The sequence below is a fragment of the Hyalangium sp. genome, from assembly GCF_035629615.1.
Taxonomy (GTDB): domain Bacteria; phylum Myxococcota; class Myxococcia; order Myxococcales; family Myxococcaceae; genus Hyalangium.
In genome coordinates, this window is sequence record NZ_DASPHO010000807.1 from 1 (window position 1) to 13,260 (window position 13,260).

12 protein-coding genes are annotated in these 13,260 nt (G+C 67.1%); 8 read left to right on the forward strand and 4 right to left on the reverse strand.

Annotated elements, in window-relative coordinates; translation table 11 throughout:
- The 3 genes from VD972_RS40510 to xdhC form a co-directional block, all read left to right on the forward strand.
- The coding region (locus VD972_RS40510) for an amidase family protein (protein WP_324994543.1) at window positions 1–348 on the forward strand (348 nt) is incomplete at its 5' end.
- A 22-nt stretch (window positions 349–370) separates the two neighbouring features.
- Entirely contained in the window at window positions 371–1,408 is a 1,038-nt protein-coding gene (locus tag VD972_RS40515) for an ATP-dependent 6-phosphofructokinase (RefSeq protein ID WP_324994545.1), read from the forward strand.
- Between the two features lie 27 nt (window positions 1,409–1,435).
- A complete protein-coding gene (xdhC, locus tag VD972_RS40520) occupies window positions 1,436–2,206 on the forward strand; it encodes a xanthine dehydrogenase accessory protein XdhC (RefSeq protein ID WP_324994547.1) in 771 nt (256 codons plus the stop codon).
- Between the two features lie 31 nt (window positions 2,207–2,237).
- Here the strand turns inward: xdhC and VD972_RS40525 are convergent, their stop codons facing one another.
- Window positions 2,238–3,152 (reverse strand): SDR family oxidoreductase, encoded by a 915-nt coding sequence (locus VD972_RS40525; protein ID WP_324994549.1) that lies wholly within the window; start codon window positions 3,150–3,152, stop codon window positions 2,238–2,240.
- Between the two features lie 162 nt (window positions 3,153–3,314).
- Here VD972_RS40525 and VD972_RS40530 point away from each other — a divergent pair, with 162 nt between their 5' ends.
- The 5 genes from VD972_RS40530 (at window position 3,315) to VD972_RS40550 (ending at window position 11,211) form a co-directional block, all read left to right on the forward strand.
- A complete protein-coding gene (locus tag VD972_RS40530; RefSeq protein WP_324994551.1) occupies window positions 3,315–4,394 on the forward strand; it encodes a serine hydrolase domain-containing protein in 1,080 nt (359 codons plus the stop codon).
- Between the two features lie 67 nt (window positions 4,395–4,461).
- Entirely contained in the window at window positions 4,462–5,595 is a 1,134-nt protein-coding gene (locus VD972_RS40535; protein ID WP_324994553.1) for a pirin family protein, read from the forward strand.
- Window positions 5,596–5,838: 243 nt separating this feature from the next.
- Entirely contained in the window at window positions 5,839–8,676 is a 2,838-nt protein-coding gene (locus tag VD972_RS40540) for a serine/threonine-protein kinase (protein WP_324994555.1), read from the forward strand.
- Window positions 8,673–9,677 carry a carboxypeptidase-like regulatory domain-containing protein gene (locus tag VD972_RS40545; RefSeq protein WP_324994557.1) on the forward strand — a complete coding sequence of 335 codons (1,005 nt, stop codon included), beginning with the start codon at window positions 8,673–8,675 and terminating at the stop codon, window positions 9,675–9,677. Before VD972_RS40540 ends, VD972_RS40545 begins: the two co-directional genes overlap by 4 nt.
- Before the next feature lie 64 nt (window positions 9,678–9,741).
- Complete coding sequence (locus tag VD972_RS40550; protein ID WP_324994559.1) at window positions 9,742–11,211, forward strand: DUF4215 domain-containing protein; 1,470 nt, start codon at window positions 9,742–9,744, stop codon at window positions 11,209–11,211.
- A gap of 4 nt (window positions 11,212–11,215) precedes the next feature.
- Here the strand turns inward: VD972_RS40550 and VD972_RS40555 are convergent, their stop codons facing one another.
- From VD972_RS40555 to VD972_RS40565, 3 genes are all read right to left on the reverse strand, one after another.
- On the reverse strand, window positions 11,216–11,926 hold the full coding sequence (locus VD972_RS40555) for a hypothetical protein (protein WP_324994561.1): 711 nt from the start codon (window positions 11,924–11,926) through the stop codon (window positions 11,216–11,218).
- Window positions 11,927–12,017: 91 nt separating this feature from the next.
- Window positions 12,018–12,236, reverse strand: coding sequence for a hypothetical protein (locus VD972_RS40560; RefSeq protein WP_324994563.1), 219 nt, complete (start codon window positions 12,234–12,236; stop codon window positions 12,018–12,020).
- Window positions 12,237–12,671: 435 nt separating this feature from the next.
- Window positions 12,672–13,260 (reverse strand): ammonia-forming cytochrome c nitrite reductase subunit c552 (locus VD972_RS40565; protein ID WP_324994565.1); only part of this gene is annotated, 589 nt, incomplete at its 5' end.

The window sequence follows — 13,260 nt, forward strand, 5'->3', positions numbered from 1 at the left end:
GCGATGCAGCGCTACGCCCGAGCCTTCGCCCAGAAGTTCGTGGATGTGGACGCCTGGCTGCTCCTCACCCTCGCCGAGCCTCCCGTGCCGCTCGGCACCTTCGACGCCCCGCCGGACGAGCCCCTGATGCCCCTCTTCCGCGCCGCCGCCTTCACGCCCTTCTGCCCGCTGGCCAACATCACCGGCAACCCGGCCATGTCCCTGCCCCTCCACTGGAGCGCGGACGGCCTGCCGGTGGGGGTCCAGTTCATCGGCCGCTTCGGGGACGAGGCCACCCTCTTCCGGCTGGCCGCTCAGCTGGAGAGCGCCCGGCCCTGGGCCAATAAGCGTCCCCCCCTGTTTGGATGACTCCTGGTAGAAACCACCCCTTATGAAAGTCGCTGTCCTCACCGGCGGGGGAGATTGCCCCGGCCTCAATGCAGTCATCCGAGCCGTCGTCCGCCGTGCCAGCGAGCATGGCTTCGAGATGATGGGCCTGAGAGATGGGTGGAAGGGTCTGCTGGAAGACAACCACTTCCGCCTCACGCGGGAGACTACCTCCGGCATCCTCCACCGCGGTGGCACCATCCTGGGCACCTCGCGCGTCAACCCCTTCAAGGTCGAGGGAGGCCTGGAGAAGGTGAAGCGCGCCGTGGAGCGCAACGGCATCCACGCCATCCTGGCCATTGGGGGCGAGGGCACGCTCTCGGCGGCCACGCGCATGTCCCAGGAGGGCCTGCGCATCGTCGGTGTGCCGAAGACGATCGACAATGACTTGAACGGCACGGACTTCACCTTCGGCTTCGACACGGCGGTGATGATCGCCACGGACGCCATCGATCGGCTGCACTCCACCGCCGAGTCCCACAAGCGCGTCATCGTCTGCGAGGTGATGGGCCGGCACGTGGGGTGGATCGCCACGTACGCGGGAATCGCGGGAGGTGCGGACGTCATCCTCGTGCCGGAGATCCCGGCCGATCTGGCGTCGGTGGCCGAGCACATCCAGCGCCGGCATGCCTCGGGGCGCTCGTTCTCCATCGTGGTGGTGGCCGAGGGCACGCGGGTGAAGGTGTCCGAGGACAAGGGCGAGCAGCTCATCACCTCGGGGGCGCTGGACGAGGCGGGCCGGCCGCGCCTGGGCGGTGTGGGCGGCATCGTGGCGCATGAGATCGAGCGGCGCACGGGCTTCGAGACGCGCGTGTCGGTGCTGGGCCACATCCAGCGGGGCGGCGTCCCCACGGCGCACGATCGGGTGCTGGCCACGCGCTACGGCGTCCACGCGTGCGACATGGTGGCTCGGGGCGAGTTCGGGAAGATGGCGTCGCTGCGCGGCAACGAGATCGTCAGCGTGGATCTGTCACTGGCCACCAAGGAGCTCAAGCGAGTGCCCGAAGAGTTCTTCAAGGTGGCGGAGGTGTTCTTCGGCTAGGCGGGCGCGCTAGGCTCGCCATCAGCGATGGACCTCTACGCGGAGATCGCGGCCCTCATCACCGAGGGTCGGCCTTTCGTCCTCGCCACCGTCATCGAGAGCGCGGGCAGCACGCCGCAGAAGCCGGGCTCGAAGATGGTGGTGCTGGGCGACGGTTCCTTGCGCGGCACGGTGGGGGGCGGCGCCATCGAGCACCAGATCCTCGAGGCCGCGCTCGCGCTGCTCGAGGCCCCGGAGCAGACGCGCGTCATCGAGACGCACCTCACCCACGAGCTGGGGATGTGCTGCGGCGGGCGGATGAAGGTGTTCCTGGAGAAGCACGGGGCGCCCGTACGGCTCACCGTGTTCGGCGCCGGGCACGTGGCCAAGGAGCTGGCCGCGCTCGCGTCCAAGGTGGGCTTCCGCGTCACCGTGGTGGATGCCCGGCCCGAGTGGGCCAGCGCCGAGCGCTTCCCTGGCTGCGAGGTGCTGCTCAAGGATCCGGCGGATCACGCGCGCACAGTGGCCAGTGGTCCTCAGGACTACTTCTGCGTCACCACGCACGATCATCCGCTGGACCAGGCGGTGGTGGAGGCGCTGCTGAACAAGCCCTCGGCCTACCTAGGAGTCATTGGCAGCCGGCGCAAGGCGGAGCGCTTCCGCATGCGTCTCAAGGCCGGGGGCGCTGAGGAAGCGGCGCTGGATCGCATCCGCTCCCCCATGGGGCTGGCGATTGGCGCGCTGACCCCCGAAGAGATCGCCGTCTCCATCATCGCGGAGCTCGTCCAGGTGCGGCGCAGCGGCCAGCCGCGCCGGTAGGAGGCCCCGTGGGCGCCACCGGGCCACGAGCTCACCGATAGCCGGTGGCGTCGGCGGGCTTGCCCGCGTCCTGGACCTCGCGGACGTAGCGCCAGGCATCCGGCTGGGAGCCGTCGAGATCCGTGAAGCCGTAGATCTTCGCGAGCTGACCGCTCGAGAGCGACTGGCCGCTCCAGCGCGCCACCTCCGCATCCGCCGCGAGCGCTGCGACCGCGCGCCCCACGTAGCTCGGCGTCTCCGAGATGATGAAGTGTGGCTGTTTCTGGGTTGCGTCTCGCCAGTTCGCCTCGGTCACTCCGTAGATCTCCAGCATGAGCTCGGAGCGCAGCCAGCCCGGCGTCAGCGCAACGGCGGTGCCGCCGTGGGGTCGCAGCTCCTGGGCCTGGGCCCACCCCATGCGAATGACCGACGTCTTGGCCAGATCGTAGAAGAGCGACAGGCGATAGTTCGTGGCGTTGTACTCGGCCGTGCCGTCTGTCACCTCGACGACCAACCCACCTGGGCGTCTGATCAGCAACGGCAGCGCGAAGTGGCTCGTGATGATGTGGGTGTCGATCGCCAGCCGCAGGAGCCGCAGCCCCTGCTCCAGGGGTTGCTCCCACACCGGCTTGTTCCACGCAAAGAGGGACTCCGCGCCCCAGATGTCATTGACTAACACGTCGAGCCGGCCTTGCTCCCGCTCGATGCGTGCCACCAGCTCCCGCACCTGCGCAGGCTCCAGGTGATCGACCTGGACCGCAATGCCCCGGCCGCCGGCTCGAGTCACGAGCTCGGCAGTCTCCTCGATCGTCTCGGGGCGGTTCAGCTCCGAGCGCTGCTCGCGCGTGGTGCGGCCCGTGACATAGACCGTGGCGCCCGCCGCGCCCAGCTCGACCGCGATCCCTCGACCTGCGCCGCGCGTGGCGCCTGCGACCAGTGCCACCTTGCCCTGCAGTGATTGTTTCATGAGCCGAGGGTACACGGGTATAGCTGACACCTGCTGTCAGGTATGCCCGAGCCACCTCGAATCGATGTCCACCCCATGACCGATCATCCCCGCACCGCCGCCGTCCTCTTTTCTGCCTGCACCCTGCTCGCCGGTTGTGCCTCAACCTCCTCGGGTGTCCGAATGCCCCAGCCCCCAGAGACGAGCGCCGTGGACTCGCTCTTCACCGCTTATGAGCGCCCGGAGAGTCCTGGTGCCAGTGTCGTCGTGATCCAGGACGGGCACGTCGCGCTCAGCCGCGCCTATGGCCTGGCCGAGCTCGAGACGCGCACGCGGGCCACGCCGGACACCCACTACCGCCTGGCCTCTCTCTCCAAGCAGTTCACGGCCATGGCGATCATGCTCCTGGCTGAGCAGGGAAAGCTCCGCTACGAGGACCCTGTGGGGGACGTGCTCCCTGGCTTCCCGGCATACCTCCGCGAAGTCCGCATCCGCCACCTGCTCACCCATACCTCGGGGATCTGGGACTACGAGGACTTCGTCCCGAGCACTCAGACTGTGCAGGTCAAGGATCGCGATGTCCTGGCCCTCCTCTCGCGCACGGACCGCACGTACTTCCCTCCCGGGACAGCGGTGCGCTACAGCAACTCCGCGTATGCCGTGCTCGCCCTCATCGTCGAGCAGGTGAGTGGTGTGTCCTTCGCCACGTTCCTCCATGACCGCGTCTTTGCCCCGAGCGGCATGCGCTCAACCGTGGCCCACGAGGCCGGCATCTCGACGGTGCCACACCGTGCGTACGGCTACGTCTCCAGCTCGGGGGGCTTCAGCCCTCGGGATCAGAGCCCCACCAGCGCTGTGCTCGGGGATGGTGGGATCTACTCATCCGTGACGGAGTTGCTGGCGTGGAACAAGGCCCTGGATGCGCATGCGCTCGTCCGCGAGGACACTCAGCGGCTGGCGTGGACGCCGGCCTCGTTGCCGGATGGGACGTCCGCACGCTATGGGTTCGGGTGGTTCGTCGATGATGACGAGGGGCGGGTGCGCCTTACGCACCATGGCGAGACCTCGGGCTTCACCCACGCCATCGTGAAGTATCCCGCGCAGCGCCTCACGGTCATCGTCTTGACGAACCGAGCGGGCGGAGAGCCGTGGCGGGTCGCTCAGCAGCTCGCGGACCTCTGGCTCGGCAGACGAGCGGCCGACGGTGGATCCGCGCCGGCCACACGCCCCTGGCCCTTCGAGACCCTGCCGAACGCCCATTGAGAGGGAAAGTGCTCCTGCGTAGACTTGCACCCAGCGGACCTGATGGCGGAGGTGGACCTTGAGTGATGTGAGCCGAAGAGATGCCCTGAAGGTGATCGCCGCCGCGGGCGCGTCCGCCACCACGGGCTGCACGCGAGTCTCGGAGAAGCGTGAGGAGGCAGTCGTCAGCCAGAAGGCGGCCCAGGCTCCGGACGCCATCCTCGGCGTCAACGCTCTCGGCTTCCCCTGGCGCCCGCCGAACCCCTTCCTCTTCTGCGCTCACCACGACGACTCCTATCCCGCAGGCAACGAACGGATGGAGCCGGCCGCCTCCCTGGCCGGACGCAACCTGGGCCAGGACTTCGAGGGGAAGGACGGCTGGCGCATGTATCACGGGATGACGATCCCTGGGTTCCCCTCCCATCCTCACCGTGGCTTCGAGACGATCACCGTCGTGCGCCGCGGCCTGCTCGATCACTTCGACTCGCTCGGAGCCACCGGCCGCTTCGGCGACGGCGACGTGCAGTGGCTCACCGCGGGTGGGGGCATCCTCCACGCGGAGATGTTCCCCATGCTCAAGCGCGAGAGCCCCAATCCGCTGGAGCTCTTCCAGATCTGGCTCAACCTGCCGCTCGAGGACAAGTTCGCGCCGCCCCACTTCTCCATGCTGTGGCGGGACAGCATCCCCCGGCTCGTCATGCGGGATGAGGCCGGGCGGACGACTCAAGTCACCGTCATCGCCGGCCGGCTGGGAGAGCAGAAGGTGCCGGCACCGCCGCCCAAGTCCTGGGCGTCACGTCCCGACACGGATGTCGCCATCTGGACGATCACGCTGAGCCCCGGCGCCCGGTGGACGCTGCCGGCGGCCATGCGCGGCTCGAATCGGTCCCTGTACTTCTTCCGCGGCTCAGGGCTGCGCGTCGCCGGCCGCGCCATTTCTCCCTCTCACGAGATCCAGCTTCGTCCCGAGGCCGAGGTGTTGCTCGAGGGCGGGCCCGACGAGACGGACCTGCTGCTCCTGCAGGGACGCCCGATCAACGAGCCAATCGTGCAATACGGCCCCTTCGTGATGAACTCGCGTGAGGAGATCCGACAGGCGTACGCGGACTTCCAGCAGACCCGCTTCGGCGGCTGGCCGTGGCCGAGCGATGATCCCACCCACCCGCGTGAAGCGGGGCGCTTCGCACGCCACGCCGATGGCCGCACGGAGCGGCCGGCCTGAGTCTCCCTCCCCCTCTGTCCCAGCCTCCAGCCGACACATACCTGCCCGAGAGGGCAGTCCCACTTCCCTCGCAGGAATTCGCTCTTATCTAGGAATGCTGCCTGTCCCGGCTTTGGCCGAGACGATGGGGTTGGCGGTCGAGCGCGGTGGGCCTGGAAGCAGTGGGGGGAACCGCCAATGAATCAGAGTGAAGTGGGTGCCGTGCTCCGGCCCCTCGCCGCCAGCAAGGCGGGAGGCGGAGCCATGGCATCGAGAGGGGGCACACGCCCCACCGTCAGCGATACGCCGTCACCGCCTCCCCTCAACCCGAGCCTTCCGGTGGAGAGCCTCGTGCTCACGCCGGGCACGCGCATCCATCAATATGAGCTGATCCGCCAGCTCGGCGCGGGTGGCATGGGCACCGTCTTCCTGGCCCGTGATACCCGGCTGGGCCGCCGCGTGGCCATCAAGTTCCTGCACACGCAGGATCCACAGATCACCCGGCGCTTCATCCTCGAGGCCCACACCACGGCGCGCTGCAGCCACGAGAACATCGTCGTCATCTACGAGGCCGGCGAGTTCCAGGGCAGCCCCTTCATGGTGCTGGAGTACCTGCAGGGCCAGCCGCTGCACAAGGCGGTGGGGAGCCAGCGCCTGCCGCCCCAGCGCGCCGTGGAGCTGATGGTGCCCGTGGTGAAGGCCCTGGCGTCCGCCCACGCGGAGGGCATCGTCCACCGCGACCTGAAGCCGGAGAACATCCTCGTCACCGATACAGGCACCCTCAAGGTGCTGGACTTCGGCATCGCCAAGGTGCTCCAGGGCCCCGGGCGCTCGTCCGAGCCCGCTCACGGAGGACTCCCGCCGGCTTCTGGCCTGGAGGAGGGAGAGCTCTCCAACATCACCCGCACCGGCATGGTGGTGGGCACGCTGCCCTATATGTCCCCGGAGCAGTGGCGCGGTGGAGAGCAGGTGGACCACCGCACCGATCTCTGGGCGGTGGGCATCATGCTGTTCCGCCTGCTCGCGGGCCGGCACCCGCTGGATCCCCTGCGCGGCCCCCAGCTCGTGATCACCGCGGAGCTCAGCGAGCCCATGCCCCGCCTGAGAGAGGTGGCGCCGGACGTGCCGGCGGAGCTCGCGAACGTGGTGGACCGCTGCCTGCTCAAGGCCAAGGATCAGCGCTGGCAGGACGCGCTCTCCCTGCTGCGCGCCCTGGAGCCCTTCCTCCCCGGCCGCTACACGCGCGAGCTGCAGCTCGACGAGAGTCCCTACGCGGGCCTCAGCTCCTTCCAGGAGTCGGATGCGAGCCGCTTCTTCGGCCGCTCGCGAGAGATCGCGGCGCTGGTGGGCCGGCTGAGGGACAGGCCGCTGCTGGCGGTGGTGGGGCCCTCGGGCACGGGCAAGTCTTCGTTCGTGCGCGCGGGCCTGGTTCCGGCGCTCAAGCGCTCCGGGGAGGCGTGGGAGACCCTCATCGTCCGCCCCGGCCGCCACCCCCTGGCTGCGCTGGCCCACACCATCGCGCCGCTGGTGAGCTCGTCCACCTCTCTGGCCGAGGATCTCCAGGAGCACCAGAAGCTCGTCGAGCGCCTGCGCACGGAGCCGGGTCTCGTAGGCTCCGTGCTGCGCAGCCGGGCCCGCCGCCACCGCCAGCGGATCCTCCTGCTCGTGGACCAGTTCGAAGAGCTGTACACGCTGGTGCCCGACGCCCAGGAGCGCAGGGCCTTCACCGCCTGCCTGTCTGGAATCGCCGATGACGCCACCTCTCCTACGCGGGTGGTGCTCTCGCTGCGCTCGGACTTCCTGGACCGGGTGCCGGAGGACGAGCGCTTCATGGCCGAGCTAAGCCAGGGCCTGTTCTTCCTCACCACGCCTGGCCGCGAGGGCCTGAGGGACGCGCTGGTGCAGCCCGCGGAGATGGCCGGCTACCACTTCGAGACGCCTGCCCTGGTGGAGGACATGCTGCGGCACCTGGAGTCCACCCCGGGCGCGCTGCCGCTGCTCCAGTTCGCCGCCACCCAGCTCTGGGAGCAGCGGGATCCGGCGCGCAAGCTGCTCACACAGCAGAGCTACGAAGCCATGGGAGGCATTGCCGGGGCCTTGGCCAGCCACGCCGACAGCGTGCTGAGCGGGCTGTCTCCCCAGGGGCACGCGCTGGCACGCGCCATCCTCTTGCGCCTGGTGACGCCGGAGCGCACGCGCGCCATCGTGTCCCTGGAGGAGCTGGGCGAGCAGTCCCGGGACAGGGGGGAGTTGCAACAGGTCACGGACCAGCTCGTGCAGGCACGGCTGTTGTTGGTGCAGACGGGAGGAGGCGCCACCGGAGGCACCGTGGAGCTCGTCCACGAGTCCCTCATCCACGGCTGGCCCACGCTGCGGCGCTGGCTGGACGAGAGCCAGGAGGACTCGGCCTTCCTGGAGCAGCTGCGCAATGCGGCGCGCCAGTGGCAGGCCAAGGGCCGGGACAGCGGCCTGCTGTGGCGCGGCGAGATGGTGGAGGAGGCGCGGAGGTTCCAGCGCCGCCACTCGGGCGAGCTACCCCAGGTGCAGCAGGACTTCCTGGCGGCGATCTTCGCGCAGGAGCTGCGGACCCACCGCCGCAAGCGGGGCCTCGTTGTCGGCGCGATGGTGTCCCTGAGCCTGCTGGTGGCCGCCTCGGCGGTGGCGCTGGTGGTGATTCGCAAGGCCCAGCGCGAGGCCGAGGTGCGAGCGGTGGAGGCGCAGCAGGCGGAGCGGCGGGCGCGGGAGTCCGAAGAGGTGGCGCGCAACTCCGCGGAGGCGGCGCGTCAAGCCGAGGCGGAGACAAAGCGGCACCTGAAGGAGGTCCAGGACAAGGAGCGGCAGCGCCTGGTGGCACAGCGGAAGGCCGAGGAGGCCACTCGCCAGGCCGAGGAGAAGAACCAGGAGCTGAAACGCTCGCTGCGCAAGGAGAAGTACGCGCGGGGGGCCGCCCGGGTCGCCATGAAGAGGGCCAGACACAACGAGGAGCTGGCGAACCGCAAGACTCAGGAGATCCAGCAACTCCTCGACAAGGAGAAGAAGCGGCTCGAGCAGATAGGGATCACACCGCTGATGAAGGAGCTGAAGAAGGGAGCCCACCGATGAGAACGCGAAAAATCCCGGCTGCCCTCGTCACGGCCATCACCCTGCTGTGGGCGTCCGCGGCGGCAGCCACCGAGCCACGGCTCGCGACCCTGATTGAAGAGATCGGTCCCTGGACTCAGGGCGTCCCGAAGCAGGAGCAGCAGAAGGCCGAGGCCCTCTTCCACGCAGGCAATGAGCAGTTCGAGGAGTCTGCCCACGCTGCGGCCGCGAGGAAGTACCGCGAGGCACTCAAATCCTGGGACCATCCTGCCATTCACTACAACCTGGCTCTGGCACTGACGGCCTTGGACAGGCCACTTGAGATCCGCAAGCACCTCGCCTCAGCCATCCGCTATGACGCGGCCCCGCTGGATCCGGTGAAGTTCGAGTACGCCAAGACCACGCTGGCGCTCATCGAGAAACAGCTCGCCCGCGTCAGGATCGTCTGTGATGAGCCAGGCGCTTCTGTCTCGATGGATGGGGAGTTCCTCTTCATAGGTCCTGGGAAATATGAGGACTTCGTTCGCCCGGGGCCTCACACCCTCATCGCCACCAAGGAGGGCTACCTCACGACCACTCTGCGGCCTGCGCTCTCTCCGGGACAACAGAGCGAGCTCCCCGTCACGATGAAGATCGATCAGATCGAGTACCAGCGGAAGTGGTCAGCCTGGAAGCCCTGGGCGGTGGTGAGCACGGGAGTCGCGCTCGCAGTGGGGGGCGGGTTGTTCTACCGGAAAGCGCAGGAGAACTACCGCACCTTCGACGCTGAAATCCTGAAGTGTGGCGGCTGTCTTCCGCCTCCTTGGACCTCGCGCTTCCGCAGCCAGGGAGAGAGGCAGCACAAGCTGGCATTCGGGACGTGGGCTGTGGGAGGAGCCGCGCTGGTGACGGGCACGGCGCTGGTGCTCCTCAATCGCCCAGAGCCCTACCGCTCTCAGGCCGAGAGCTCCGAGCAGACCGTAGTGATTGCTCCTCTGCTGGGCAGTGGAGCGCGCGGTGTCGTGATGTCGTTCCCCTTCTGAGGTCCCCATGAGAAATTTTTCTGCTGTGAGTCCAGGGCGTGGTTCCACGCTCCTGTGGGTCTTCGTGTCCCTTCCGCTCTTCTCCTGCCTCAAACTGGAGAGCACGGCCTGCCCATCCGGTCTGACGTGCCCCACCGGGATGATCTGCGCCGCCAACCAGGACATCTGTATCGAGGAGTCGCCTTCGTGTGGCGACGACATCGAGCAGGCCTCCATGGGAGAGACGTGTGACGACGGCAATGTCGAAGACGGTGACGGCTGTAGCGCGAACTGCGAGTCAAACGAGAAGTGCGGCAATGGCGTGGAGGACAAGCACGAGATTTGCGATGACGGCAACACCTTCAGCGGTGACGGTTGCAACGAGAAATGCAGCTCCCTCGAGGAGTGCGGCAACCGCATCATCGACTCCGACGTGGGTGAGGTCTGCGACGAAGGCGACACCGTTGGCGGAGATGGCTGTAGTGCGGACTGCAGCTCCCTCGAGGAGTGTGGCAACCACATCGTCGACTACGACGCCGGTGAGATCTGCGACAAAGGTCCCGACGTCGAGGGAGATGGCTGCGGTCCGGACTGCCGCTCGGGCGAGGGATGTGGCGACGGCCTTCACGGCCCAGGGGAGCAGTGTGACGACGGAAACGACAAGGACGATGACGCGTGTCGCTATGCCGACGGGAAGTGCCTGATGGCCCGATGTGGAGATGGGATCACAAAGACCCTGGAACCCGCAGAGGAGTGCGATGATAGGGGTGAGTCGCCGAACTGCGACCATGACTGCACTCGACCCCGGTGTGGCGACGGCATCGTGAACATGCGAGCCGGGGAGCAATGCGACCCGGGTCCTCGGGACGCTGCCACGCCAGCCTGTACCCGTGAATGCCAGATCTCTCGATGCGGTGACGGAGTCACCAATGAGGCCGCAGGAGAGGAATGCGATGACGGTGACCGCAACGGCACGGGCGGATGCCTCAGCACGTGCAAGCGCAACTACTGCGGCAATGGCACCGTCGAACGGGACCGCGAAGTATGCGACGACGGAAACAACCAGGCGTGTGGCCGGTGCAACGCCACCTGCTCACAGTCCCAGTTCACCAAGGCCACCGGGCTCATCACCGTGCCGTCAGCGTCCGCTATTAATGACACAGAAAGCTTCTCCCTCAGTGATGGAATCAACCTCCCCATCGTTTTTGAGTTCGAGAAGTGGGGCGGCGTCACTGCCCCCCACATACCCATCTACATCACCGGTAATCCTCCTCTCTCTGCAGAGCAAATAGCCGCAGCAATTGAGTGGGCCATCAATCATCCAGGACGCTTCAACCTGAACATCAAAGCGACCCGGAACAGTGCCTCCGTGAATCTCATACACAATGATCCTGGCGCATTCGGGAATCAGCTCATCATCCATGATGTGGCGAGACCCCTCGAGGTCACGGGGATGTCCGGAGGCTCCGGCAAGGACTGCCCAATGGACGTTGGATGCCGTGGCAACGACGATTGTGCTCGCGGGCTAACGTGCCAAGGAGGGGTCTGCCAATAGTCGCTCAGCCGCTCTGACACTCGAAGCGCATGTCCCCCTTCCCGGCCTTGAGGGCCTCCAGCCGCGACTTCACCTGGCTCGCGATGGAGACTCTCGGGAAGGTGCGGAGGAAGGCCTCGAAGCCGGCGATGACCTCTGCTGACTTGCCACAAGCGCAGCCGTCCTGGGTCATCGCCTGCTCGATGCGCAAGAGCTCCTTCGCTACCTCTGAGGCGTAGGCCTTGGGGTGCTTCGCCGCGAACTCCGTCCAGCCCTTGTAGATCGCGAGGAGCTCCGGCGCCTGGTAGAGCGTGCAGCCACTGTAGTCCGTCTGCTGCTGGATGACCACCGGCCAGGCGTCATGCTGGGCGAAGGTGCGCTGGAGGTTCTCGAAGAAGGCCACGTCGACCGGAGTGCCCTTCTTCCGGGCCAGCTCCAGGAAGAAGCCGGGCTTGGGCACGGCATAGAGGACCTCCTCGGTGCTGACGGAGAAGCCCTCGAGCTTCGTGTCCAAGGGCACTACCTTCTTGCCCGCCGCGACGGCCACGTCGTGCTGCGAGATCTCCTCCTGGAGTTGCTGCGCCGCGATGAGCCCGAGGCGGAACACGGGCTCGACTTCGCCCTTGCTCCCGGTCTGCAGCTTCTTGAGCGCGGCGTGGTACTTCGCGCGGGGTGAGCCTTGCTCCTTCTTCTGAGCCCAGGCACTGAATAGCCCCGCGAAGAGGCACACGAGCACCCATGTCCTCAGGGCGCTCGATCGATGCAATGGAGTCCAGATCATGGACCCAGTGTACAGCCAGGATTCCTGACCTGGCTCTTTTCTGAACTCAGCGCATGTTGTTGATCACGGCCATGTTCATGTCATGCAACTTCCTCATCATGTTGGAGATGAAGGAGACCAGCTGCTGTTCCTGCTCCAGCTTCATCTTGAGCTCCTCCACTTTTTTCTGCTCCGGTGGCAGCTCCGCAAGATACGCCCGCTGCGTCGAGCTCATCTGAGGATTGTAACTGGCGATATAGCTGCGAGCTGCGTTGACAGCAGACATGGCTTCTCCTTGCTCTGCAGTGATGAGAGGTGGCTGCGATGCGACTCCAGGTGTTGTCTGTGTTCTCTTCGGCTCACTCACTCCGGGTGAAGCAACCCACCGGAAGGGGCAGAGAGATATGCAGGGCTCCCCTGCAGAGACAGATCACTCTGGCACGAGGGAAGTGTCAGCTCGGCATGCGCAGAGGGCAGACACCCTCCAACACTGGCGGCCTCGGTGGATCACCCACGGGAACGAAGAGGGCCGCCAGCTCCGGCGGCGACACGCTCCTGCACAGAGCCAGCGGGCGCAGCTTGTACGAACCTGTATGCTTGTCATACAGGTTCGTTCCCGGCGCCGCCGACAGCAGGCCCCCCGTTCCACAGGCGGACGCTGGCACACTTGTCCTTCGAGGCCACGCCCCTGCGGACCGCCGCCGAGCTGGAGGGGAGCAGGTCAGGGGATCTGCGGCTGGAACTTCGGATCCCTCAGGAGGATCTGCCCCTGGCGGGACAGGTTCGCGGACTCGGCGAGGATGCGCACGGCCTCCTGCGGCGCGTGGAACCCCATGGAGTTCTCCGCCTCGATGAAGTCCAGCATGAACTGCGCGCGCCGCTGCAGCGCCTGCACCGGCGCCAGCTCCTCCTGGGGCCTGCCCGCATCGCGCGCCGCCTTCAGGTCCTGGATGAGCCCCACCAGCGCGTCCATCGCCTGGTTGCGGAGGTTGAAGGTGCGCTCCTGGATGGCCTCCGCCCGCGCGAGCAGCTCGGCCTCGGGGAAGTGGTGGCACGGCTGGCAGGCCCGGTTGATGTTCAGCAGCGGGCTGCGCACGTGGTGGTCGCTGATCTTCAGCGCGCCCACGCGCTGGTAGGGCATGTGGCAGTCCGCGCACATCACTCCCGAGCGTGCGTGGAGGCCCTGGTTCCACAGCTCGAACTCGGGGTGCTGGGCCTTGAGCACCGGCGCCCCCGTAAGCTCGTGCGTCCAGTCCTTGTGCCCGTTCTCCTCGTAGACCGCGAGGATGTTCTCGACCTTCAGGCCCTTG

Bases quoted from the DNA above. Each gene is read 5' to 3' on its own strand.
- VD972_RS40530 (WP_324994551.1), top strand. From the start codon at position 3,315: ATGCCCCAGCCCCCAGAGACGAGCGCCGTGGACTCGCTCTTCACCGCT.
- VD972_RS40545 (WP_324994557.1), top strand. From the start codon at position 8,673: ATGAGAACGCGAAAAATCCCGGCTGCCCTCGTCACGGCCATCACCCTG.
- xdhC (WP_324994547.1), top strand. From the start codon at position 1,436: ATGGACCTCTACGCGGAGATCGCGGCCCTCATCACCGAGGGTCGGCCT.
- VD972_RS40560 (WP_324994563.1), bottom strand. From the start codon at position 12,236: ATGTCTGCTGTCAACGCAGCTCGCAGCTATATCGCCAGTTACAATCCT.
- VD972_RS40525 (WP_324994549.1), bottom strand. From the start codon at position 3,152: ATGAAACAATCACTGCAGGGCAAGGTGGCACTGGTCGCAGGCGCCACG.
- VD972_RS40540 (WP_324994555.1), top strand. From the start codon at position 5,839: ATGGCATCGAGAGGGGGCACACGCCCCACCGTCAGCGATACGCCGTCA.
- VD972_RS40515 (WP_324994545.1), top strand. From the start codon at position 371: ATGAAAGTCGCTGTCCTCACCGGCGGGGGAGATTGCCCCGGCCTCAAT.